This window comes from Edwardsiella piscicida (assembly GCF_021733145.1).
Lineage (GTDB): Bacteria > Pseudomonadota > Gammaproteobacteria > Enterobacterales > Enterobacteriaceae > Edwardsiella > Edwardsiella piscicida.
This window is the reverse complement of the sequence record NZ_CP090968.1, coordinates 766950-791739: the sequence shown is the minus strand read 5'-3', so window position 1 is coordinate 791739 and position 24790 is coordinate 766950. Positions and strand designations below refer to the sequence as shown.

Annotated in this window: 17 protein-coding genes; 4 read left to right on the top strand and 13 right to left on the bottom strand. The window is 63.8% G+C overall.

All coding sequences use genetic code 11. The annotated features are described in order from the left end of the window. Positions 1-104 precede the first annotated feature (104 nt). Complete coding sequence (gene argA, locus L1P05_RS03520; RefSeq protein WP_015683239.1) at positions 105-1430, top strand: amino-acid N-acetyltransferase; 1326 nt, start codon at positions 105-107, stop codon at positions 1428-1430. 21 nt (positions 1431-1451) lie between these two features. Here the strand turns inward: argA and recD are convergent, their stop codons facing one another. The 12 genes from recD to L1P05_RS03460 all read right to left on the bottom strand — a co-directional run bounded on the left by recD (position 1452) and on the right by L1P05_RS03460 (position 17981). Then, the gene (gene recD / locus L1P05_RS03515; protein ID WP_012847581.1) at positions 1452-3305 is read right to left on the bottom strand and encodes an exodeoxyribonuclease V subunit alpha; all 1854 of its coding nucleotides are present in this window, start codon (positions 3303-3305) and stop codon (positions 1452-1454) included. Beyond that, positions 3298-6891 (bottom strand): exodeoxyribonuclease V subunit beta, encoded by a 3594-nt coding sequence (gene recB, locus L1P05_RS03510; RefSeq protein WP_045474447.1) that lies wholly within the window; start codon positions 6889-6891, stop codon positions 3298-3300. Before recB ends, recD begins: the two co-directional genes overlap by 8 nt. Beyond that, positions 6891-9773 carry a pitrilysin gene (ptrA, locus tag L1P05_RS03505; protein ID WP_041692572.1) on the bottom strand — a complete coding sequence of 961 codons (2883 nt, stop codon included), beginning with the start codon at positions 9771-9773 and terminating at the stop codon, positions 6891-6893. Before ptrA ends, recB begins: the two co-directional genes overlap by 1 nt. Positions 9774-9853: 80 nt before the next feature. Further along, positions 9854-13240, bottom strand: coding sequence for an exodeoxyribonuclease V subunit gamma (recC, locus tag L1P05_RS03500; RefSeq protein WP_012847579.1), 3387 nt, complete (start codon positions 13238-13240; stop codon positions 9854-9856). Between the two features lie 70 nt (positions 13241-13310). Next, a complete protein-coding gene (locus L1P05_RS03495) occupies positions 13311-13601 on the bottom strand; it encodes a prepilin-type N-terminal cleavage/methylation domain-containing protein (protein ID WP_015460988.1) in 291 nt (96 codons plus the stop codon). Between the two features lie 4 nt (positions 13602-13605). Beyond that, on the bottom strand, positions 13606-14049 hold the full coding sequence (locus L1P05_RS03490) for a DUF2509 family protein (RefSeq protein WP_012847577.1): 444 nt from the start codon (positions 14047-14049) through the stop codon (positions 13606-13608). Beyond that, positions 14046-14648 carry a peptidase gene (locus tag L1P05_RS03485; protein ID WP_226079122.1) on the bottom strand — a complete coding sequence of 201 codons (603 nt, stop codon included), beginning with the start codon at positions 14646-14648 and terminating at the stop codon, positions 14046-14048. The genes L1P05_RS03490 and L1P05_RS03485 overlap by 4 nt, the downstream gene beginning before the upstream one ends. Continuing rightward, complete coding sequence (locus L1P05_RS03480) at positions 14594-15079, bottom strand: prepilin-type N-terminal cleavage/methylation domain-containing protein (protein ID WP_012847575.1); 486 nt, start codon at positions 15077-15079, stop codon at positions 14594-14596. The genes L1P05_RS03485 and L1P05_RS03480 overlap by 55 nt, the downstream gene beginning before the upstream one ends. A 166-nt stretch (positions 15080-15245) precedes the next feature. Further along, on the bottom strand, positions 15246-16040 hold the full coding sequence (gene thyA, locus L1P05_RS03475; protein ID WP_012847574.1) for a thymidylate synthase: 795 nt from the start codon (positions 16038-16040) through the stop codon (positions 15246-15248). A gap of 28 nt (positions 16041-16068) precedes the next feature. Beyond that, positions 16069-16938, bottom strand: coding sequence for a prolipoprotein diacylglyceryl transferase (gene lgt, locus L1P05_RS03470; RefSeq protein WP_012847573.1), 870 nt, complete (start codon positions 16936-16938; stop codon positions 16069-16071). Positions 16939-17165: 227 nt separating this feature from the next. Beyond that, a complete protein-coding gene (locus tag L1P05_RS03465) occupies positions 17166-17534 on the bottom strand; it encodes a FlxA-like family protein (protein WP_012847572.1) in 369 nt (122 codons plus the stop codon). 120 nt (positions 17535-17654) lie between these two features. Further along, on the bottom strand, positions 17655-17981 hold the full coding sequence (locus L1P05_RS03460) for a DUF3561 family protein (RefSeq protein ID WP_034168753.1): 327 nt from the start codon (positions 17979-17981) through the stop codon (positions 17655-17657). Between the two features lie 443 nt (positions 17982-18424). On the opposite strand from L1P05_RS03460, the gene L1P05_RS03455 reads away from it, so the two are divergent. From L1P05_RS03455 to L1P05_RS03445, 3 genes are all read left to right on the top strand, one after another. Next, entirely contained in the window at positions 18425-19441 is a 1017-nt protein-coding gene (locus L1P05_RS03455; protein ID WP_012847570.1) for an aminopeptidase, read from the top strand. Positions 19442-19696: 255 nt separating this feature from the next. Further along, entirely contained in the window at positions 19697-20488 is a 792-nt protein-coding gene (locus L1P05_RS03450; protein WP_012847569.1) for a DUF2076 domain-containing protein, read from the top strand. A 597-nt stretch (positions 20489-21085) separates the two neighbouring features. Continuing rightward, complete coding sequence (locus tag L1P05_RS03445) at positions 21086-22213, top strand: porin (RefSeq protein ID WP_012847567.1); 1128 nt, start codon at positions 21086-21088, stop codon at positions 22211-22213. A 67-nt stretch (positions 22214-22280) separates the two neighbouring features. On the opposite strand, the gene mrcB is transcribed toward L1P05_RS03445, so the two are convergent. Continuing rightward, positions 22281-24764, bottom strand: coding sequence for a bifunctional glycosyl transferase/transpeptidase (gene mrcB / locus L1P05_RS03440; RefSeq protein ID WP_012847566.1), 2484 nt, complete (start codon positions 24762-24764; stop codon positions 22281-22283). Positions 24765-24790 lie beyond the last annotated feature (26 nt).

Sequence of the window (24790 nt, the reverse complement as noted above, 5' to 3'; positions counted from 1 at the left end):
CCCGCGCGGCGGCGAACCCGCGCGGACAATTTGTCGCTTGCCTTTTGCGCAATAGCAGAATAAAAATACAGAATGAGCGAATAGATATTCACAAAGGGACGATTATGAAGGAGCGCAGCACAGAACTGGTTCAGGGGTTTCGCCACTCGGTGCCGTACATCAATGCCCACCGCGGCAAGACCTTTGTCATTATGCTAAGCGGCGAGGCCATCGCCGAGGCGAACTTCGTCGGCATCATCAACGATATCGCGCTGCTGCATAGCCTGGGCATTCGTCTGGTCGTGGTCTACGGCGCCCGCCCACAGATCGATACGCTTCTCCGAGAGCAGCGCTGCGATCCTCGCTACCACAAGCAGACCCGGGTCACGGATGCCCGTACGCTGGCGCTGGTCAAACAGGCCGCGGGGCAGGTTCAGCTGGATATCACCGCGCGCCTGTCGATGAGCCTGAGCAATACGCCGCTGGCCGGCGCGCACATCAACGTGGTCAGCGGTAACTTTGTCATCGCCCAGCCGCTGGGGGTCGATGACGGCGTGGACTATTGCCACAGCGGGCGCATTCGCCGCATTGATGAGGCCGCGCTGCGCTGTCAGCTGGACGCCGGCGCTATCGTCCTGCTCGGTCCGGTGGCGGTGTCAGTCACCGGAGAGAGCTTTAACCTCACCACTGAAGAGATCGCCACCCACCTGGCCATCAAGCTGCAGGCGGAGAAGCTGATCGGTTTCTGCGCCGCGCAGGGGGTCAGCAACGACGACGGCAGCATCGCCGCCGAGCTGCTGCCCAACGAGGCCGAGCGGCGCGTCGCGGCGCTGGAGACCACCGGTGAGGGGGCCCTGAGCAGCACGCGCTTTCTGCGCGGTGCGATCGCCGCCTGTCGCAGCGGCGTAGGCCGCAGCCACCTGATAAGCTACCTGGAAGACGGCGCTCTGCTGCAGGAGTTGTTCTCGCGCGACGGCATCGGCACCCAGATCGTGATGGAGAGCGCAGAGCAGATCCGCCGCGCTAACATCAATGATATCGGCGGCATTCTGGCCCTGATCCGCCCGCTGGAGCAGCAGGGGATCCTGGTGCGTCGCTCGCGCGAACAGCTGGAGCGAGAGATAGAGCGCTTTACCCTGATCGAGCGCGATAGCCTGACTATCGCCTGCGCCGCGCTCTACCCTTTCCCCCAGGAGCGCATGGGCGAGATGGCCTGCGTGGCGGTGCATCCAGACTACCGCAACTCTGCGCGCGGAGAGCAGCTGCTGCAGCGAATTACCGCGCAGGCGCGTCAGATGGGGCTGGAGAAGCTGTTTGTCCTGACGACCCGCAGCCTGCACTGGTTTCAAGAGCGCGGCTTCCAGCCGGTAGAGGTCGATATGCTGCCGCAGCAGAAGCAGGCGCTGTATAACTACCAGCGCCGCTCCAAAATCCTGCTGACCGAGCTGTAGCCCCGCCGCGCGGCACGTCGCTTAATCGGCGGCGGCCAGCAGACGGGCCATCAGCCCGCTGCGCCGTTCGGTCGGCGTACGGATGGCCCGCTCCAGCACCGGCTGGGTCGCAAAGAGCGTCAGCTGCTGGCGCGCCCGCGTGATGGCGGTATACACCAGCTCACGCGTCACCACCGGCGACGGTTGGGTCGGCAGCGCCAGCAGCGTATGGTCGAACTCCGATCCCTGCGACTTGTGCACCGTCATCGCCCAGGCCGTCTCATGGGGCGGTAGACGGTTGGGCTGTACCGCGCGCGGCGCGCCGTCGCTGCCCATAAACCACACCTGCCAGCCGCTCTGTTCATCGCCCAGCGTAATACCGATATCGCCGTTAAACAGCGCCTGACTGGCGTCGTTGCGGGTGATCATCACCGGACGCCCGGCATACCAGTGCTTTTGCCCCTCATGCGCGCGCCGGATCAGCCCCGCCCGCTGCAGCGTCAGAGCGATACGCTCGTTGAGACCATGTAGGCCAAAGGGCCCCTCGCGCAGGGCGCACAGCGGACGGAAGCGGGCAAATTTGGCCAGGATCTGCGCCGGGGCCTCCCCGCGCAGGATCCCCTCCAGCATCGGGCGATACCCCGCCAGACAGCACGTTAAGAGCGTCTGGTAGTCTTCATCCTGAGCGATTTCGTGCCAATGCAGATCGGCAAAGCGGTCCGCCAGACACGCCATAGCCATCCGGCGATCGCCCCGATTGACGGCCAGCGCCAGCTGCCCGATCCCTGAACGGGCGTCGAAGCGGTAGCTGTGACGCAGCAGGCTGATGGCGTCACGCAGGGCGACCGCTGGCTGCGTCTCTCCGGCGGGGATCGGCGCATCGCACAGCTGGCTCAGCTCGGCCGCGCGCGCGGCGCTGAAGCCATATTCGGCAAAGCGGCACAGCTCACCCAGCACCGCGCCGGCCTCCACCGACGCCAGCTGATCGCGATCCCCCAGCAGGATCAGCTGCGCCTGCGGCGGCAACGCCTCGATCAGCCGCGCCATCATCGGCAGATCCACCATTGAAGCCTCATCCACCACCAGCACATCCAGATGCAGCGGATTATCCCGGTGATAGCGCAAGCGGGCGCTGTCTGCCCGGGCACCCAGCAGCCGATGCAGCGTCAGCGCTTCGCGCGGCATCGCCTGCAGCTGATCCGGCGCCAGCGCCAATGCCGCCAAGGCCTGCCCCAGCGACTCACCCAGACGCGCCGCCGCCTTGCCCGTCGGCGCCGCCAACTGAATACGCGGCATCCGACCGGGCGCCAGCGCGACCAACGCCGCCAGCAGGCGCGCTACGGTCGTGGTTTTACCGGTGCCGGGCCCGCCGGAGATCACCGACGCCCGGCGCGTCACCGCCACGGCCGCGGCCACCTGCTGCCAGTCCGGCCGCTGGGCCGTGGCTGGGAACAGACGGTGCAGCACCGGCGCCAGCGCGCCATCGACGCGCCGCGGCTGCGCACAGGCCGCGGCGAAAAAGGCCGCCACCGTGCCCTCATCACGCCATAGTCGCTGTAGATACAGGCAATCGTGGCTGACCACCAGCGGCGTCGCCCTATCGCCACCGCTGACGCAGGGCTGCGCCAGCAGGTAGTCCCGCCAGCGAGCAACGTCCCACCCGGCGAGCAGCGCTGGCCACGCATCGGCCTGCTGCGGAAAGCGCTGGCTCAGCGTCGCCGTATCCAGCGCCGTCAGCGGCAGGCAGACATGCCCGGCGGCCAGCTCTTGGCTGACCAGCGCCGCGGCCAGCGCCAGGTGCGGCTGCTGCGGCCCGGCTAACAGCGTGGCAAACTGCAGATCCAGCGGGCGCAGCGTACGCTGCTGCGCCATCTGGGAGAGTAGAGACTCACGCATCGCCATCCTCCTGTTCCCCGGCAAACAACGCATCCAGCGCCGTGACCAGCGCCTCCTCGGGGCGACAGGCAAAGACCCCCTGCCCCGGCTCAGCGCCCGCCATGCCGCGCAGGAAACAGTAAAAGACGCCGCCGAAATGGCGCTGATAGTCATAATCCACCAGCCGATGGCGCAGATAGCGGTGCAGCGCCAGGGTATACAGCTGATACTGCAGATCATAGCGGTGCGCGATCATCGCCGCCGCCATCGCCGGGGGGCTATAGGCCGCCCGATCGTCACCCAGCCAGTTGGACTTATAGTCCAGCAGGTAGTAGCGACCCTGGTGGCAGAAAACCAGGTCGATAAAGCCCTTCAGCATGCCCTCAACCTGGCTGAACGTCAGCGCGTCGCACTGCGCCGATAGCGCATCATGGCGGCGGATCAGCGCATCCAGCGCCTCTGCCCGCAGCGGGCGGGCAATCGGCAGATAAAACTGCAGCTCGGGCTGGCGCTGCGAAGGGGCCAGATGGCTCAGGGTCAGCCCGCTCTCATCCAGCGGCGTCTGCAGGATCTGCGTCAGCCACTGCGCCAGCGTCGGCACCCACGCCAGATCGATCCCCTGCGCCTGGCACTGCTCGGCCAGCCACGCCGGATCCGGCGCCGCGGCGAAGTCCAGCGTCTCCAGCAGGCTGTGTAAAAAGGTCCCCGGCGCCGCGCCGCGCGGAAAGGTGTGGGCGCTGAAGACCGCCGCCGCCGGCGTGCGATTCTCGCCGGCGGCGTCGATATCCAGGCGCGGCAGCAGCTCCAGATAGGTGCTACCACCGTGCTGCTGCAGCGCGGAGTAGCTGGTCACCCGCCAGTCATCCTGCAGACGGCGGGTAAAGCGACGGGCGCAGAGCGCGCGCGGCGGTATCGGCTCAGCCTGCCACGGCGTTCCCTCGCCGGGAGAGAGGATCTCCAGACGAATCTGGTCATTCGACAGCGTTTGCAACGCCTGCTTCAGCCCCGCGGCATCGCAGGGCTCGGCGCGCTGCAGTAGGTAGCCGATGGCTCCGTGATGCAGATCGCTCTCATCCTGTTTACGGCGGTTTCCGGACACCAACGGGGCGATACCCAGCGCACAGTGATACACGGCTCGCGTCACGGCGACATACAGCAGGCGCAGGTCCTCCGCCAGACGCTCCTGATCCGCCAGCGCCAGCGCATCATCGTCCGCACTCAGATCCAACACCGCCTGGTGGGTGACCCTGTCATGGTACAGCCCCTGCCGCTGGCGGCGGAACGTCGCCACAAAGGGCAGAAAAACCAGCGGAAACTCCAGCCCTTTGGATTTGTGAATGGTGATCACCTGCACCAGATGGCGATCGCTCTCCAGACGCATCTGCTGGCTTTCCGCCTGCGGCTGCGGGCTGTCGATCTGCTGGGCCAGCCAGCGCACCAGCGCCGGTTCACTGTCCAGCTGCGCCGCGGCCTCCTGCAGCAGCTCGCCCAGATGCAGGACGTCGGTCAGCCGGCGCTCGCCCCCCGCGGTCGCCAGCAGGTTCTCCGCCAGGCGGCGGCGCCCTATCAGCTCTCGCAGCATCGGCAGCACCCCGCGGCGCTGCCACTGGCGACGATAGCTGTCAAACTCATCCACCACTGCATCCCAGCGCCGCTCATCCTGACTCAGCGCGTCCAGCGCCGCCGCATCCAGCCCCAGCAGGCCTACGGCCAGCGCGCTGCGCAGGGTTCGGCTCTGGGCCGGCGTGAGGATCGCCTGCAGCAGCCACAGCAGGTCGCGCGCCTCCGGCGTCGAGAAGACGCTGTCGCGGTTGGAAAGATAGACCGAGGGGATATTGAGCGCGCTCAGCGCATCGCGCATCACCGTCGCCTCATGGCGGCTGCGCACCAGGATGGTCATGTCGGCGGCGCACAGCGCGCGTCCCGCCTCGCCGTCATCGCCGCCGATCAGCCGCGCGCTGCCCCGCTGGCCGGCGCTCAGCCAGTCGCGGATCTGCGCCGCACAGCGGCGCGCCATCGTCTGCAGATACTCCTGCGCTGTACAGCCGGGAACGTCATACAGCCACAGCGCCATCGCCGACTGGGGCTCACCGTCGATCGTCAGCCGGCGCCCCGCGTTGGCCGCGGCGGAGGCCACCGGTAAAAAGGGGATCTCTGCGAACAGAAACGGCGCCTCCAGGCGTAAGAACAGCGCGTTGACGGCCTGCACTACGCCGGGCGTCGAGCGCCAGTTGGTCTCCAGGGTATAGCAGGCATCCACCGCCGCACGCGCGCGTAGATAGGTGAAGATGTCCGCGCCGCGAAAGGCGTAAATCGCCTGTTTGGGATCGCCGATCAAAAGCAGCGCGGTCTCGGATGGCCGAGCGTCGTCTGCGGCATAAATCCGCTGAAAGATACGGTACTGCAGGGGGTCGGTATCCTGGAACTCATCGATCATCGCTACCGGATAACGCTGGCGAATCGCCGCGGCCAGCGCCTCGCCGCCCGCGCCGCCCAGCGCCTGATCCAGTCGGGTTAGCAGGTCGTCAAAGCCCAGCTCTGCCCGACGCCGCTTCTCCAGCTGCACGCCGTCACGGATTTCACCGAGCGCCCGCGCCAGCAAGAGATCGCGCAGCGACAGCGGCTCGGCCAGCAGCGCCTCAATCTCCGTGAACACGCTATGGCACGGCGGCGCCCCCTTGCTGGTTTTCTCCAGCAGCGTCGCCTGCGCAAAGCGCGCGATCGACGACGGCAGCTGGTAGTCACGGGTCTCCGCCTGCGCCCAGGCCGACATCTCATCCAGCCACTTGGGTAGATAGCGGCTGCTGTAGCTGCGCTTGTCGACGCCCGAGGCGGCGATAAGGCCTGCCACCTGATCGGCATGTTCCCGCCACGCGGCCTTGACTCGCTCAATACGGGCCAGCAGGGCCTGATGACGCTGCGCCAGCGTCTCCTGTGCATCGGGCACCGGGCGCAGCCGCGGCATCTCACCGGACAGGTAGGGCTGCAGCTCGGCCAACAGCGCCTCTGGACCGCTCCACAGCTGACTGACCACCGCGGCCAGATCGGCGGAGAGCGGATAGCAGTGGCGACGCCAGAAGTCAGCGCAGGCCTGGCGGCGCAGCGGCAGTTCGTCCTGCAGCAGGGTCTGCTGAAACAGCACCCCAGACTCGAAGGCATTGTGGCTGAGCATGCGCTGACAGAAGCCATGAATGGTGTAGATGGCGGCCTCATCCATCTGCCGCTCCGCCGCCAGCAGCAGGGAGGCCGCCAGCGCCCGATCGGCTATCTGCGCCAGCAGGTTGGCAAACAGCGGGTGGCCGCTCTCGCCGCGCAGGCAGGCCAGCCGCAGCGCGTGAATATTGCTGCGGATGCGACCGCGCAGCTCCTCGGTGGCGGCCTCGGTAAAGGTCACCACCAGGATCTCCTCTACCGCCAGCGGGCGCGGATAGGCGTTTTCCTCCCCCAGCCCCAGCAGCAGCCGCAGGTATAGCGCGGCCAGAGTAAACGTCTTCCCGGTACCAGCGGAGGCCTCGATCAGACGGGCGCCGCGCAGCGGTAGGGTCAGCGGATCCAGCGTCTGGGTCGGCATCGGCGCGCGCGGCGCCGACGGAGTCGACGGCGTCATCAGCGGGTCACCTCAATCTTCAGCGTCTTTTGCAGCGCGCTGGCGTCCGGGTAGCGCACCCACCCGGCCGGCTGGGCATACTGTCCCTGGATACTCTGCCCCAGAACCTGCGACAGCAGCGCCAGCCCCTGCGGCGCCAGCACCGCCTGGCGGAAGAAGCGCTGCAGATCGGCCCGCGTCAGCCCCTCCAGCGCGGCGATCAGCTTATCGCGGGTATCAAACGTCAGATTGCCGCGGGCAAAGTCGCCCTGGAAACGGTCGGCCTCTTCGGACAAGGTTTGCGGCCGCTGACGCAGCTGGGTCACCAGCGCCCCGCGATATTGGCTAAAGTCCGCCTCGCTTAGCGCGGCCAGCCGCTGCTCCGCCTGGGCATAGAAGGCCTGATAGCGGCCATAGAGATAGTCGGGCGCCCGGCTGCTGCTCTGCAGCAGGAAGGCCAGCCCCCACTGACGGCCAACCGGCGTCGGGAAGACAAATAGCGCATAGGCCAGCTGCTCCTGGGTACGCAGCCGATCGTAAAACCATGGCTGCAGGATCTGGCTCAGCAGCTGGCTGCGCGCCATGCCCTGAATCTCATCATAGCCGGTAGGCACGTAGACGGCCGCCAGCGCAGAGTCGCTGCTGCTGCCCGACCTATCCAGCGTCGCCAGCGATGCGCCGCCGACCACCACGTCGCGGCCATACCACCAATGGGTGCCGCTGCAGCGCAGCTGGGTGCTAATGCGATCCGCCAGCAGGCGCACCTGGTCGGCAGAGAGGTTACCGACCACCATCAGATCCGGGGTCGCTGCGCTGATAAGCCGCTGGCGGTAGGCCAGGATATCGTCCAACGTTATCGACGGCAGCATGGCGCGGCGCGCGGCGCGCTCGGCATAGGGCACGCTGGAGAGCGCGCGCACCGGCTGCATCGCCATATCAAAGGCCTTGGCCTTGTCGGCGGCGTCCAGCTGCTGGCTGTACCAGGATTTAGCCTGCGCCAGCTGATCCGCCGTCGGCATAAACCCGGCATAGCCCTCCAACAGCGCGCTGAGCAGCTGCGGCAAACGCTGGGTAAAGCCGCTGGCGCTGATCAGCAGGCCGTCGCTATAGCCGGTAGAGAAGCCAATGCCGCCCACCGACGCCTGATAAGAGAGCTGATCCAGCGCCAGCCCGGCCAGGTAGTCCGTCAGGGCAAACAGCACCTGACCGCGCGGATCGTCGCTGTCGAGCGGGTTACGCAGCGCCAGGGTGATATCGGCCTTGGGCTCATCGGCAAAATAGCGGCTCGGCATATACAGCGCGCGCAGCCCCGGACGAGAGACGATCGGCTGCGGATACGTTGGCGCCGGCGATACCGGCTTAATCAGGGTAAAGTTATCCGGAATATAGGGATTCAGCGCCGGCAGCGACAGAGAGATATCGCGTCCGTCGCGCTGCCAGCGCGCCAGCAGGGTCGGCGTGATGCGCTCAACCTGATAGGGGGCATCGACAAAGTAGGCCATCTTATTGTGCGGCTCATCGGGACCGATAAACCAGATGCGCGCACGCTGCGGCGTCATGCTGTCCAGACGGGCAGCGATCGCCTTGGGATCGAAGCGATCGGCCAGATAGGGCGCATCCAAGACGTGTTCGACCGGCACCCGCAGCATCATATCGACCATCCACTCGACGTATCCCATATCGCGCGTCACCGACGGATAGCGGAAGTCGAGCGCCAGCACATGCGCTATCTCGTCGAAATAGCTCTGCTTGATGCCCTGGGTGCGCAGCAGGCGCAGATAGTCATAGACGGCCGCGATCACCCGTCCCCGTTCGGCCACCCCTTTCTCGGTCAGGGCTACGTTGATATTGAACACCCCGCCGTTGCGATCCGCCATCGGATCGGCGCCGGCGCTAATGGACTCCGCCAGCCCCTGGCGCTGCAGCCAGTCGGACAGCGTATTCTTGCTGCGGTTGCCAATCAGATAGCTGATATACGTATCCGTTTTACTGCGGAACGCCGCGCTGTCGTTGGGAATCCGGTACTCAATGCGCAGCATCCGCCGCGGCTGGGCCGGGACATAGTGAATGATGATCCCCTGCTGCGCCGGCGTCACCACCGGCACCGCGATCGGCGCGACCGTCGCATGTCGATTGGGAATGCGGCCAAAGCTCGACGCTGCCAGCGACGCCAGCGCGGGAAGCGGCTGGTTACCGTAAATGACCCCCACCATCAGGTTGGCGGAGTAGTAGCGCTGATAAAACGCCACCAGCTGCTGATGCAGACTGCTGCCCGGCTTATCGCGCAGGGTTTCCAGATTTCCTCCGGAGAAACGGGCGCTGGGGTGGGCCGGGTTCAGGGTCTCGGCGGAGACCTGCTCCATGCGCAGGCCGTCGCGCGAGCGCGCGAGCGTCAGCTCGGCATTCACCGCGTGGCGCTCGCGATCGGCGTTCCCTTTGTCCAGCAGCGGCTCGGCAATGGCGTCCGCCAAGCGGTCCAGCGCCGGGGCCAGGGCATCGTTCTCTACCTGCAGATAGTAGGCGGTGCGGTATGCGGCGGTGCTGGCGTTATAGCTGCCGCCGTGCTTTTTCAGAAACTCCGACAGATTATCCGGCTGCGGGAAGCGTTTTGACCCCATCAACACCATGTGCTCCAGATAGTGGGCCAGCCCCAGTTGACTGTCCGGATCGTCCAGCGATCCCACCGGCAGCGCCAGCGCCGCCAGCGCATTCGGCGCCTGCGGATCGGAGACCAGCACCACCTTCATGCCATTATCCAGACGGATGGCCTGATAGGCGCGCGGATCACCGGCGCTCTTGTTGATGCTCTGCGCCAGCGGTTGCCAGCCCTGCGCGGCAGCGCCGAGCGGCGCCCAAAACAGCAGTAATATCCACAGTACGATGGTCGCACCTTGTCTACGTATCACGTCCAATCCCCTCTTGCCCCTGTTCTGGGTGCCCCAGAAAACGCACCCACCTACCCGCTCCCCGTCGTCGCGGAGGATCACGCCAAATTATGACGCAGCAGCGGTAAATAAAAGCGCTGCGCCAGTGCTTCGAGCTCTCGCTGCGCCGCGTCATCCAGCGTACGCACCACCCGCTGCAAATAGGCATCCTGCCCCTCGCCGGGGCTGAAGGCATCCCCATTCCACGCCTGCAGCAGACTGCCGTGCGCCTTGACGAGCCGGGCCTCGTCCGTCGTCTGTAGCTGTCCCGTTTCCTTATCATAACAGCACTTCAGCCATTGCCATCCGCTGCGCGTCAGCAGCAGCGGCGCCTGCATCCCCTCGCGGTAGCCCTCGATCAGGCGCACCAGCTCGCGCTCGGCCTGCGCCGCATCGAGTCCGGCAAAGTGCCATGTCGTATTCTTGCGCCCAAACATCCAGCTATCGCCGCCCCCCTGAGCCAGGCAAAACAGCAAGTGCTCTATCCACAGCACGATCCCGTCCGTCGCGCCCAGCTCTGCGGGACGCCAGCGCACCAACCCTGACGCCTGCGCCTGCGGCAGCCAGCCGGTCAGACGACACCCGTCCAGCGTATGGTCAATCTCCAGGCTCTCCCCCGGCTGGAACAGATCGCCGACCCGCTGCGCCAGCTGCGTCATCTCATCGCGCTGCGCCTGCCACCACAGCTCGCCAAAGGCGCCAAAGGGCAGGGTTCCGGCGGCGCGGATCTGGCGATACAGCGTCTCGACCTCATCGCCGCCGACCAGGCGGTTAAGCAGCAGCTGGTTGATCTGATAGCGGCTGAGCGCATCCAGCGTAAAGGGCTCCTCCTGCGGCAGCTCACTCTCCTCACGGATAAAGCTGACCCCCAGACGCTGCTGAAAAAAGGCCCGAACCGGGTGACGGTAAAAGCGGATCAGCATATCCAGCGTCAGGTGCTCCAGCGGCAGCGGCGCCAGCCGGGTGGCAAACGGTGGATGCTCTACCCCCTGCCCGCTGGCGGCCGGCAGCCATTCACTGGCATAGCTCTGGAACTCGCCCTGCGGATCGAAGTTATCGGCATCAAACGGCACCCGCGGGTGCGTATGGCACAGGTGCGCCATCACCCGTTCGGCGCTGCTGTCCACGTCCCGATCCACATCCTGCGCCAGACAGTGGCTTTGGGCGATATACTCCAGCAGCTCGCTGACCAGCACGCTGGGATAGCGCTCGCTGTTATCCTGCACCGAACGACCAATGTAGCTGATATAGAGGCGCTGCTGCGCCGACAGCAGCGCCTCCAGAAACAGGTAGCGGTCATCGTCACGCCGGCTGCGATCGCCGCGCTGCGCTTTCCCCGCCATCAGATCAAACCCCAGCGGCGCCAGGGTGCGCGGATAAACGCCGTCGTTCATCCCCAGCAGGCAGACCACCTTAAACGGGATGGAGCGCATCGGCATCAGGGTGCAGAAGTTGATCGGCCCGGCGAGGAAACGCTGACTGATGCGCTGATTATCCAGACGGGCGGTCAGCTCGTCACGCAGCACCGTGATCGGCAGCGTCTCGGGATAGGCCGACGCCAGCCCCTCTTCAATCAGCTTAAGCCACTGCTGCTCGATCAGCGCGCACACCGCTTCGCTATCGGCGTCGGTGACAAAAAAGTCCTCCAGCAGAGCCCGGCACAGCGGCTGCCACTGCGCCAGCGTCTGCATCTGCCCCAGGCGCTGGCGCCACTCGCGCAGCGCCGCCAGAAACTGCGCCAGTTGCCCGGCCAGCTCGGCGATCGTCCCGCTGGACTCATCGTAGGGCAGCACCCCCTGCCACTCACCGCTGCGGCTGTCCATGGCATAGCCCAGCAGCATGCGCGTCAGGCCAAACTGCCAGGTATGCTGGCCGGTCGCCGGCAGCGCCAAGTCGCGCACCGCGTCATCGTCCAGCCCCCAGCGGATCCCGGACTCCTCCACCCAGTGGCGCAGCAGCCGGATACCGTCATCATCGATATCAAAACGCGCCGCCAGCGCAGGCACCTCCAGCAGCGCCAACACCTGCTCGGCGTTAAAGCGGCTATGGGGCAGATCGAGCAGCGCCAGCAGCGCCTGCACCACCGGATGCAGCTGGCGGGCGCTGCGGTCCGAGATAGCGAAGGGCAGATAGCGCCCGGCCGGCGCATTGCCGAAGACGGCCTGAATAAAAGGCGCATAGCTGTCGATATCGGCCACCATCACGATCACGTCGCGGGCGCTCAGCGTTGCATCGGCGGCGAACATATCCAGCAGGCTGTCGTGCAGCACCTCAACCTCGCGCTGCGGGCTGTGGCAGACGTGCACGCTGATGCTGCGATCGTCCGACGCCAGCCGCCGCTTCTGCCGACTATCCTGCAGCGTCTGCCCCGCGGCGGCGATACAGGCATGGTCCTCCAGCTCCAGCATATCTCGCTGGATGCGCTGCAGCAGGGTCTCCTGCGCCAGGTCGACAAAGGCGCTGACCTCCTGTGGGCCGTGCTGGGCCAGCAGATACATATGATCGCGTCCCAGCTTGCCCCAGGAGGCCAGCAGCGGATTGCTCAGCGCCTGCTCGCCCTCCTCGCTAAACAGCGCGGCGGCCTGCTCCGGCGTGCGAAACAGCGCGCTCTGGCTTTCGCCCAGGCTGCGCTGCGCCAGCAGATAGTCACGGCGGCGCCGGCTTTGCAGCCGCGCCAGAAAGGCATAATCCTGAATATCGCCCCAGTAGTAGCGACAGGGGTTAGTGAACATCAAATGCACATCGATGTGCTCACCCAGCGCGCGTAGCGCCTCAAGATAGACCGGCGGCAGCGCCGAGATCCCGCAGATAAATACCCGGCGCGGTAGCCCCGGCGGGGCGCGATCGCTCACCTTCAGCGCCTGAATGAAGCGCTGATACAGGTTAGCGCGGTGCCACTGGGGCTGGCCCAGCTGCTCGGTATAGTCACGCAGCGCCACCCACAGCGGCGCCTGCCACTGCTGCGCGCTGTCCAGCCCCTCTATCAGTCCCCCCTGCTCCCAGCGCTGCAGCCACTCGGGGCGGTAGACCAGATACTGGTCATACAGGTCGGCAATCCGCGCCGCCAGCTGAAAATGCTTGCGCCGATCCGTATCGTCGCTCAGATAGTGCGCCAGCGGGGCAAACGCCGGGCGATCGAGGAACTGCGGTAGCAGCCACATCAGCTTCCAGGTCATGGCATCTTTGCTAAAGGCGCTGCGCTGCGGAATATCCGGCAGCACCCGGGTAAACAGATCCCAGATAAAGGTGGCCGGCAGCGGAAAGTCGATATTGGCGGCGATGCCGAAGCTGCGCGCCAGCTCCATCTGCAGCCACTGGGACATCCCCGGGCTTTGCACCAGGATCACCTCGCGTTCAAAGGGCGTCTCCAGCGGCTGCCCCTGCATCAGCGCCGCCATCAGCTGCGTCAGAACATCCAGTTGATTGGAGTGATAAACGGTAAACATAGCCTCTCCGGTGGGGCCCGCCCTGCTGCGCGGCCAGTTGGGTGTGCGCCAAAGCTACCGCGATCGCCCGCTAAGGGCAAATCAACTTTGCCAGGCTGACAGGGCGCCCCCGCGGCGGGGAGAGATCGCACACCAGCAGACGACAGGATCCGGCGTCGCGCAGCCCCAGCGTCCGGCGCCACCCCGGCGGTACCCCCTCTTCCGACGGCGTCTGCAGCGGCAGCGTCGCCTGTGCCAGCGCGCCGCGCGCATAGCGCCAGGCCTCCAAACGCTGCTCCTGCGCCCGCTGCGCATGCAGCAGCGTGCGCTGGGTCTGCACCAGCCCCATCAGTCCGACGCTGGTCAGCAGCAGCGCCAGCATCACCTCAACCAGCGCGCTCCCCCGCTGCAGGACAGGCGATCCCCGCGGGCAAAAAGTCGATCCAGCCGTCGGGCAGCGCCCGATATCGTTGCGCCCGCTCATGCGTCTCTCCCTCTAGATAGCGTACCCGAATCAGCGAATAGGTCAGCGGAGACGGCTGACCAGACACACACAGCAGCGCCCGCTGCGCATCCAGCGCGCGAATGCAGGCGTGCCACGACGGCGCCAGCGTCCGGCATTGCCAGTGCGGGCTGGCCTGCCAGAGCAGGCGCTGCGCCCGCGCCAGCCAGAGATCGGCCTGTGCCTCGGCGTACCAGTATCGCTGCTGCGCCGCGCTACGCTGCAGCAGCGCCGTGGTCTGCGCCTGCTGCGCCAGCACCCAGCCCAATGCCAGCGCCAGCGCGGCCAGCAGGGTGCCCAACAGCGCCGCGCCGCGCTGACGCCTCACGGGGCAGCGATCCGCGCCAGATTCGGAGCGGGCAGCCACTGCCGCAGCACCAGCGGCGCATCGGGGTATCGCCGCTCCGCCAGGCTCAGAGTCAGGTGGAAGGTCGCCGCGCGACGGACAATATGCAGCGCGTCGATCCGCCAGCGCCGCTCATCGCTCACCCGCTCCCAGCCGCCGTCGTCACAGTGCGTGACGCCGCGCCGCGCCTCCAGCGCCCCCTGTCGCAGACGCCAGCCAAAGCGCTCGGCCGCCTCGACGGCGCCATCGCCGTCCAGATCGTAGGCCAGCAGCACGCAGGAGCCGCCCGGCTCCCCACGCACGGCGGCGATCTGCACCGGCGGCGCCGGACGGCGACAGGGCGATGCGCAAAATCCGCTGCGGCGCAGATCCTTCTCCAGCCGATCCAGCAGCCCCTCGGCCTCCGCCATGCGCTGCAGCTGACGCTGAGCGACCAGCCCCTGACGCCGCAGTTCACTGACCAGGCGCAGGGCGGCCGACATCACCAGCGCGCCGAGAAACAGCCCCACCATGATCGACAGCAGGCTCATTCCCCGCTGGCATCGCACGCCGTCAGCGCCGACAGTCCATACTCTGCGCACAGTCTCACCCTCCCCTGCGCCGACCAGATCACCCGAACGGCGCGCCGATCATCGCTCAGGCTGAGGTGCCCCGGGCGCGCCGTATTGCGTAGGCCGTAAAACCCGGCGTCTGAAGACATCTGCGCCTCCAGGCGCAGCGGCGCGATCGGCATAAAGGCCGCGGCGGCGCGACAGTCGTCCTGCGGCTGCACAACCAGACAGGCCTCGCCCCCTCGGCCGCGACGGAACAGGATAGGACGCACCCCATTGCTGCGAAAGGCCTGCTCGCGCAGCGTCAGCAGATACGTCTGCAGGCGTTGCCCCTCTGCCAGCATCCGCTGCTGATCGCGGCGCGGTAGCCAGAAGGGCAGCGCCGCGGCGGCCAGCATCGCCAGCAGTCCGCAGACCAGCATCGTCTCCAGCAGGGTGTATCCCCGCTGCGTTTCTCCCATGACCGCCCCCGTTCACACGATGGCACGGCGGCCCTCGCCGTGACGGCATCCAGCCTAAGCCGACGACGACGGCGGACCAAGCGCTACTGCGGCGGGATACGGCAGGCGCCAATAAAAAACGCCGGCGCAGGGCCGGCGTTTACAGAGGCGTGAGCGTCGCTGCGCATCACACGGCGACGGGGGCTTTAATCGCCGGGTGTGGATCATAGCCTTCGATGATGAAGTCCTCGAAGCGATAGTCGAAAATCGACGCGGGACGGCGCGCCAGCACCAGGCGCGGCAGCGCACGCGGCTCACGGGTCAACTGCAGCGCCGTCTGCTCCATATGGTTGCTGTACAGATGGGTATCCCCGCCGGTCCAGACAAAGTCGCCCACCTGCAGATCCAGCTGCTGCGCCATCATATGAACCAGCAGCGCATAGCTGGCGATATTGAACGGCAGCCCCAGGAAGACGTCGCAGGAGCGCTGATACAGCTGGCACGAGAGGCGGCCGTCGGCGACATAGAACTGGAAAAAGGCGTGGCAAGGCGCCAGCGCCATCTGATCCAGCTCGCCCACGTTCCAGGCCGACACGATGATCCGCCGCGAATCGGGATCCTGGCGCAGCTGCTCCATCACCTGACGAATCTGATCCACCTGGCGGCCGTCGGCGCAGCCCCAGGCGCGCCACTGTTTGCCATATACCGGGCCGAGATCGCCGTTCTCATCAGCCCACTCGTCCCAAATGGTGACGTTATTCTCATGCAGGTACTTGACGTTGGTTTCCCCGTTAAGGAACCACAGCAGCTCATGAATGATCGAGCGCAGGTGGCACTTCTTGGTGGTCACCAAGGGAAAACCCTGCTGCAGATTGAAACGCATCTGATGGCCAAAAATCGACAGGGTGCCGGTGCCGGTACGATCGGCCTTGGGTGTCCCCTCTGCCAGCACTTTTCTCATCAAATCCAGATACTGTTTCATGTCACCTCTAACTCTCTACGTAAAAAAATCAGGACGCCTGCGCGCGCGGCGAATGACGATAGGCCCACACCATCATGATAACGCCGACCACGATCATCGGTATGGAGAGAATCTGCCCCATGCTGATCACCCCGTCAAACAGGCCGAGCTGCGCATCCGGCTGGCGGAAAAACTCACAGATAATACGGAAGGCGCCGTAGCCCACCAGGAACAGCCCGGAGACGCTGCCCATCGGGCGCGGCTTGCGAATAAACAGGTTCAGGATAATAAACAGCACGACCCCTTCCAGTAACAGCTCATACAGCTGCGACGGGTGGCGCGGCAGCAGGCCAAAGTGGTTATACACCGCCTGCCACTGCGGGTGGGTCGCCGCCAGCTGCATATCCTCGCTGCTGGAGCCAGGGAACAGCATCGCCCAAGGCGTATCCAGGGTAACGCGGCCCCACAGCTCGCCGTTAATAAAGTTGCCCAGACGCCCCGCGCCCAGACCAAACGGCACCAGCGGCGCAATAAAGTCAGAAACCTGGAAGAAGGTGCGCTTGGTACGACGGGCAAACCACAGCATAGCCAGGATCACCCCGATCAGACCGCCGTGGAAAGACATTCCGCCATCCCAGACCTTAAACAGATACAGGGGGTTATCAATAAACAGCGGCAGGTTATAGAACAGGACATAGCCGATACGCCCACCGAGGAATACCCCGAGGAAACAGGCGTACAGCAGGTTTTCGACTTCGTCTTTGGTCCAGCCGCTGCCCGGCCGGTTGGCCCGACGCACCGCCAGCCACATGGCAAAGACAAAGCCCACCAGATACATCAAGCCATACCAGTGCAGCGCTACCGGACCGATGGAGAAAATCACCGGGTCAAAACTGGGAAAATGCAGATAGTTCGTCATCTGTCACCACAATACTGTCTGAGAAACCGTATAAAATGCTCAAGTGGCGCATCATAACATAGGAAAGTGGGGTGACCGGTGTATGCGTAACGATAAAGTTATGTAAAAAAGCGTATCGCCCCACGACGGATCGCGGCCGAAAGGATCGACTTACCACGCATCATCCGACGCCGTGGCGCAAAAGTCTGCGCGGCCGGGTCGCGATCCGCCGTCGCGCTCGGCGTAGGCTAGATATATACGTCGACCGCACGCCCCGCTCGGGGGCGATTTACGCCATCGCCGCGCCGCGCAGGATCGGCGCCGTTCTCGGCGGAAAGGCTGCCCGTCATCTGCTGCGCCTCGCTCGCCTGCTGACGCAGACGGGCGATCTCCGCCTGCAGCATCTTGATCTGATCTTGGATCATCTCCTGCTGGCGCCGCTTATCTTCCAGCGGCAGCGGTGAGTCCGCCAGCTTGCCCAGCTGTTTCTGTAGCCCCGCTATCGCTTTCTGCAGCTGAGCGATACGTCCCGCAATACCGCCGCCTGCCGCCGCGCTGGCGCCGCTGCCCTGCGTATCCGCCGCAGGCGAAGGGGCCGCCATAGTAATGGCCGTCATGCTCTCTTCCTTATCGTGTTTTGATCGTCACGGGATATATCCATCCCAACGCATTATCGGAAAACGGCGAGAGAACTTGATAGCCGGCGAGCGGCGCGAACGTAGGACAACCTCCCCCGCTTACCAGCCGCTCAGCAGAGAAAAGGTTTGCCAGAACAGGGTGACCACCAGCAGGGCGCACAGCGGCACGCTGAACAGCAGACGGCCGGAGAGCAGACGGTGGATCAGAATCCCCACCAGCACCGACACCGGCAGCAGCGCCAGGAAGAAGGGCCAGGTGTACAGCATAAACAGCAGCGTATTGGTGCCGTAAACGACAAAGGGCAGCGCGAACGCCAGCCAGTAGAAAACAAACCCCAACACGCCGCCGCTGAAGGCGTAAGAGGGCTCTTCGCGTTCGGCGGTGGTCAGTTCATCGGCCGACCTGTTGGCGGCATTAATCAGCATACCCGTATCCTGCGGCAGCAAAGCGTTCACATACGCGGAAAGGCGATCGGCCTTACCGCTGCGCGCCGGGCAAAACAGGGCCGACAGGCGCAACACCGAATGCCAGCGCCGTACGGCCTCAGACTCACGCTGGCATATGCGCTGATGATACCGCCGAAGACCAAAACGTCTAACATTTGCACGGCCAAATTTGTTACCAATTGTTCCCCTTCGCGCGGCGCCCGGCGGCGGTCTCCGCCGCCTCAACGGTGCCGTACGGAGGCATCGCGCCCGGGGGCAACGCCCTCTCCCCTTTACGCCCGCCCGACGCCCGCGATTTTTCCCTCTTTGTCTGCGCAAGAAATTGTTTAATCCCCTGCCACAGGCGATAATATTTGGCAGATGAATGCCCCTGCCGACGTGTGACGCGCCATCGACAGACAGATACAAAGGACGCCCGACTCATGCTTTCCCGCTGCAGAAACTCTCTCTCCCTGGCCGCGCTCTGCCTGGGCTGCGCGCTCGTCGCGCCGGTCAGCGCCCAGACCCACCAGCCCATTGGAAAAATCGCCGATCAGGAAGTGCGCCATATCGCCACCTATTTTCCCGGCCGCATGGCGGGCAGCCCCGCCGAGCTGATGATGGCCGACTATGTCAACCAGCGCTTCCGTCAGATGGGCTACGACAGCAACCTGCGTGACTTTAAGACCCGCTATCTGTACCGCGACAGCAACGGTAAAAACAGCTGGCACAACGTTACCGCCACCTCGGTGATCGCCGCAAAAGCGGGCCACGGCGATAAGCAGATCCTGATCGTCGCCCATCTGGATACCTTTACCCCGCAGAGCGATGACGACGTTAACCATAATTTGGGTGGGCTGACGCTCCAGGGGGTCGATGATAACGCCTCCGGCGTCGGCGTCATGCTGGAGCTGGCCGAGCGCCTACGCCCGGTAAAAACCCAGGTCGGCATCCGCTTTCTGGCGCTGAGCGCGCAGGAGCTCGGCGGCAAGGGGATCGAAAACTACCTTAGCCGTATGACGCCGGAGGAGAAGAAAAATACCCTGCTGGTGATCGGCATAGATTCGCTGATCAGCGGCGATAGGCTGCTCGCCACCAGCAACAGCCAGGCGCTGGCCGAGCGCAGCCGCGATCGTCTGCTGCAGCTAGCCAAACGCGACGGCATCCGCATCGCACGCGGCGACAGCGCGGCGCTGGGTCAGTCTACGCCCCAGAACGAGGGGATGGCGCTGTTTTCTCAGGCCGGGCTGCCGCTGCTGCTGCTCTCTGCCGCGGATAGCCAAGATCCGACGCGTCAGACCCGCCACGGCGGCAGCCTGTTTGCGCAGGGCACCAGCTGGCATCAGCCCCAGTACGACAATATGAAATATTTGGATCGGCACCTGCCGGGGCGGATCCGAGCCCGTACCCGCGAGGGGGTCCGGATCCTGCTGCCGCTGCTGGAGCAGCTGGCCCGCTGATCTCACCGCCGCGGTACCCGATGCAGGCATCCTAATGTAGAGAAATATCAGGCAGTGTGGCTTTAGGTAAAGAGGGATTGCGTTGCTGTATCTGGGCATTACATTACTCAGAGAGCCGGCGGCCGTTCGCCCCTGAGCACGGTGCGCTGCAATACCGCCCGGATCCGCCGGGAGGTTTTTGTTCGCCCCCTGTCCGCTTTACCGGTCACCAACGTTATCGACCCCGCTACGGCGGGCGCTGTGTTGAGGCAGAGTATGCAAACTGAAGAACAACGTATCATTGAAGGTCTTTTTTCCCGTCTGCAGCAGGCTGAGGCCGGCAGCGGTCCCCGCGACGCCGACGCACAGCGGCTGATCCAGGCCTGTCTGGCCAAGCAGCCGGCCGCCCCGTATTACATGGCGCAGGCGATGCTGATCCAGGAGGCCGCGCTCAAGCGCCTCAATCAACAGGTTGAACAGCTGCAGCAGCAGGTCAGCCAGCTTCAGAGCCAGCCGCGCAGCAGCGGCGGCTTCCTCGCCGGCCTGTTCGGCGGCGGCAGCCAGAGCGGCGGCGATGCGGCGGCATCCGCTGCGCCGGCCCCTGCCCGTACGCCGCTGGGCAGCCAGCCGATCCCTGGCGCAGCCAACTATGCTCAGCCCGGCTATAGCCAGCAGCCGCCGGCCGCCCCCTCTCGCGCAGGCAGTTTCCTGGGTGGAGCGCTGCAGACGGCAGCCGGCGTCGCCGGGGGGATGGTGATGGCCAATATGCTGACCGGCCTGTTCCACCAGAGCCGTCCGGAAGAGATCGTCAATATCATTGAGGACAACCCCGCGCCGGAGGCCGCCAACAGCGACGCCGATCGGGGCAATGATCCCCAGAACAATGACGCTCAGAACACCGATGCACAGGACAGCGGCCAGGACAACGGTCAGAACGATGCCGATTGGCAGAACGCCGACTGGCGTCAGGATAATAACGGCGGCTTTGGCCAAGATAACGGCTTTTCCGATCCGCAGGACGGCGGCTTCTTTGGCGGCGGTGACGACGACGACTCCTCCTTTTTCTAAGGCATAGCGCCCGCCGGGAAGATCACCCGCTTCCCGGCGAACGCTCGCGCACCATTGTAACAAAATGTAAACTTAAATATATTCACCAGAATTTTAATCATCGACAGAGATAAAATATAAACGCCACATTTGAGCATTACTCAAAATTTATCACCAAAAAATGCGGAAAAATAAAGTATAACATCATCAAGCAATCCATTATTTTCATTAATAGCAAAAACCATGGCAATATATACACAATGACTAAAACCTAATTTTTATATTTAAATATTTATATAATCAATTCATTCAAAAATAGCATTCACCAAAAAATAACCATCCCTATTTTAGCCGCGCCATCAGCGAAACATCCCTATCGACTGGGCGGCCACCCCCCACGCCGCCGCGACAAAACAATCAATAAAATAAATCCATTCGAATTTAAATCAATACAATAAATAGATACCCCCAGAGCCACAGGCATATAAATTACATTATGCAATAAGATTGAAGTGAGTCATCGTGCCATTTTTGGTGTCCGGCGATTATCCTGCCCTTGGTTATAACACCCTCATTAACCATCCATTTAAAATAATTATTATTCATCAAGGATAAGATATGAAATATAAATACCTTGCAGTGGTTATTCCGGCATTACTGGCGGCGGGCGTGGCCCATGGGGCTGAGGTTTATAATAAAAATGGCAATAAGGTCGATATCTATGGCCGCCTCGCCGGAGAGTTCTACTCCGGTGACGGCGCGGGAGATGACAGCTATGCGCGTATCGGCTTTAAGGGGGAGACCCAGATTAACACGATGCTGACGGGCTATGCCCGTTGGGAATTCCAGGCGAAAGCCAGCCGCCACGAAGGCGAACCCGAAAGCTATACCCGTCTGGGCTTCGTGGGACTGAATATCGCCCAGTTTGGCTCGCTGGACTATGGCCGCAATAACGGCGTACTCAAAGATGTAGAGAACTTGACCGACGTATTCCCGGTCTACGGCGGCGACTCCTATGCCATGACCGATAACTACATGACCGGGCGCGCCAATAACCTGCTCACCTACCGCAACCGCGACTTCTTCGGTCAGATCGAGGGGCTGAATATCACCCTGCAGTACCAGGGCAAGAACGAGGGGACGATTAAAGACAACGATATTCAGAGCGGCACCGGCAACCGCGGCGACGCCTCTGCGCGGCGCGACAACGGCGATGGCGCCGGGATCGCCGCCACCTATGAACTGCCCTTCGGCATCGGTCTGGCGGCGGGCTATAGCAGCTCCGATCGCACCACGGCCCAGGCATCGGGAACCCAGGGCGGCGCTAGGGGCGAGCACGCCGAGGCTTGGACCATCGCGGCCAAATACGATGCGAATAATATCTACCTGGCGGCCATGTACGCGGAAACCCGCAATATGACCCCCTTCAACAAAAATAGCCTGATCGCGAAGAAGACCCAGAACATTGAGGCGGTGGCCCAGTACCAGTTCGACTTCGGCCTGCGCCCCTCTCTGGGCTATGTGCTGTCGCGCGGCCTCAATCTGGATAGCGACAACGCGGCGCAGAAAAATGCGTCTGGCGATCTGGTCAACTACATCAGCATCGGCACCGAGTTTGCACTGAACAAAAACATGGTGACCTATATAGAATATAAGGTGAATCTGCTGAAAGATAACGAGTTCAGCGGCTATAACAACATTGATACCGATAACCAGCTGGGCGTCGGCATTCAGTATAATTTCTAATCTCGCCCATGATAAACAAGGCCTCCCGCGGGAGGCCTTGTGCTCTTATGCTCTTGTGCTATCCGGCTCAGTTACGACCAAACATATCCTTGATCCAGCTGGCGACACCGTCGCTGCCCTGCCCCTGGCCAGCGGCAGCCGGCGGCGGCGCACTGCACAGCGACTGCGGATCGTCGGTCCAGACCGGCAGGGTACGCCCGCTGCCGCACTGGAAATTACCGGCGTCATCGATCCCTACCATGCTGATCCCCTGCGGCGGCACCAGATCCAGCGCCAGCGGCGTCTGATTCTCCAGATAACGGCGGTACAGAGTCAGGGCACCGCTGGCCCCGGTCAACTTGGAGGGGCCGTTATTATCGCGCCCAACCCAGGTGATCGCGACCTCCTTCCCGTCAATGCCGGCAAACCAGCTGTCGCGCAGATCGTTCGTGGTACCGGTCTTGGCCGCCAGATGGTAGCGCCCAAACTTACCCGACAGCGACCGCGAGGTTCCACTCACCACCCCCTGCTGCATGGCATACAGCGTCAGGTATGCTGCCTGCGGAGCCACCACGCTCTGCGCCTGGGGCAGGCTCTGATACAGTACGGTGCCGTCCTCGGCGATCACCGAACGCAGCGCCGACAGCGTCGCCCGATTACCGCCGGCGGCGATGGTCTGATAGGCCTGAGCCACCTCCATCGGCGTCAGGTTAATCGCGCCCAGCAGCATGGCGGGAACCGGATCAATGACGCTTTTCGGGACGCCCAGCTGTTGCCAGGTCGCACTGATCTTATCCAGCCCCAGCGCCATGCCCAAATTCACCGTCGGTACGTTGAGCGACTGCGCCAGCGCGGTCATCAGCATCACCTGCCCACGGTACTGACGATCGTAGTTCTTCGGCTCCCAGTAGGTGCCGTTGGAGAGCTTGATCGACACCGGCTGATCCGTCAGCGGGGTATTCAGACGGTAGCTCACCGGCTCACTCAGCGCCGTCAGATAGGTCGGCGGCTTGGCCAGCGAGCCGATCAGACGACGGGCGTCCATCGCGCGGTTAAAGCCGGCAAACTGGGTCTGCGCGCCGCCCACCATCGCACGCACCTCGCCGCTAAAGCGATCGACCACCACCATGGCGGCCTCCAGATCGTCGAGGTGGCGCGCAGCGCGCAGCGCCGGAATACCGGCCTCGACGGCTTTTTCCGCCGCATCCTGCGAGACAGGATCGAGGGTGGTAAAGATCTTCACCCCGGAGAGGTCCTGTACCTTATCGCCCAGCTTAGCCTGCAGCTCCTGACGCACCAGCTGCATAAACGCAGGCTGAGGCGAGATGACGCCCCCCTTGGGCTGAACCCCGAGCGGACGGGCGCTGAGCATGTTGTACAGATCCTGATCGATGATCTTCTGCTCCAGCAGCAGGTGCAGCACCACATTGCGCCGCTCCAGCGCCAGCTTGGGATTGCGCCACGGGTTATACAGCGATGCCCCCTTGACCATGCCCACCAGCAGCGCCTGCTGATCCAGGCTCAGCTCCTCTACCGGGCGGCCAAAGTAATACAGGCTGGCCAGCGGGAAACCGCGGATCTGATCGTTACCGCTCTGCCCCAGGTACACCTCGTTGAGGTACAGTTCCAGAATGCGATCCTTGCTGTAGCGATAGTCGAGGATCAGCGCCATATAGGCTTCGTTAAGCTTGCGCCACAGGGAGCGCTCATTGCTCAGGAACAGGTTTTTCACCAGCTGCTGGGTCAGGGTACTGCCCCCCTGCACCGTACGGCCGGCCGTCAGGTTGGCCAGCAGCGCACGACCAATGGAGTAGAAGCTGATGCCGTCATGCTGATAGAAGTGGCGATCCTCCGTCGCCAGCAGGGTATCCACCAGCAGCGTCGGGAAGCCGTTGCGCGGCACAAACAGACGCTGCTCGCCGTTGGGCGACTGCAGCATCGTGATCAGCCGGGGATCGAGGCGGAAAAAGCCAAACTGGCGCTTATTCTCCAGATTGACAATTTCGCTCAGGCCATCCGCGTCAAACACCAGGCGAGCGTGGATCTGCCCCTCTTTTCCATCGGGAAAATCAAAGGGACGACGCAGCATATCGATACTGCTGCCCGAAACGGTAAACTCGCCGGGACGGGTGATGCGGCTCACCTCGCGGTACTGCATGCCCTCCAGCAGATTGACCATCTCTTTTTTGCTGTAGTTCATCCCCGGCTCAAGGCTGACCATCCGGCCATACACGGCGGCCGGCAGCTGCCAGACTTTACCGTCGATACGGCTGCGGATCTGCTGATCGAGATAGACCCCATAGGCGCCGATGACGATCAGCGCGACCAGCGCCAGACGGAACAGCAGCCACAGCACGCGGCGCCGACGGGAACGTTTTACCTGTTTGCGCGCCACATCACCCTCATCATCGTCATCATATCCGTCATCATCACTCTCCTCACGCGCCTGGTCATCCTCGTCGTAGTCATCCTCGTCATAACGACGGCGGCGGCGCGCAGGCTCTCCGCGTGGCGGCTGCGCCGCCCGTTTTTTACCTTTACGCCCGATTGGCTGGCGATCGTCCCCAGACATATCCTGTTTCTCCGGCTGTAATACGG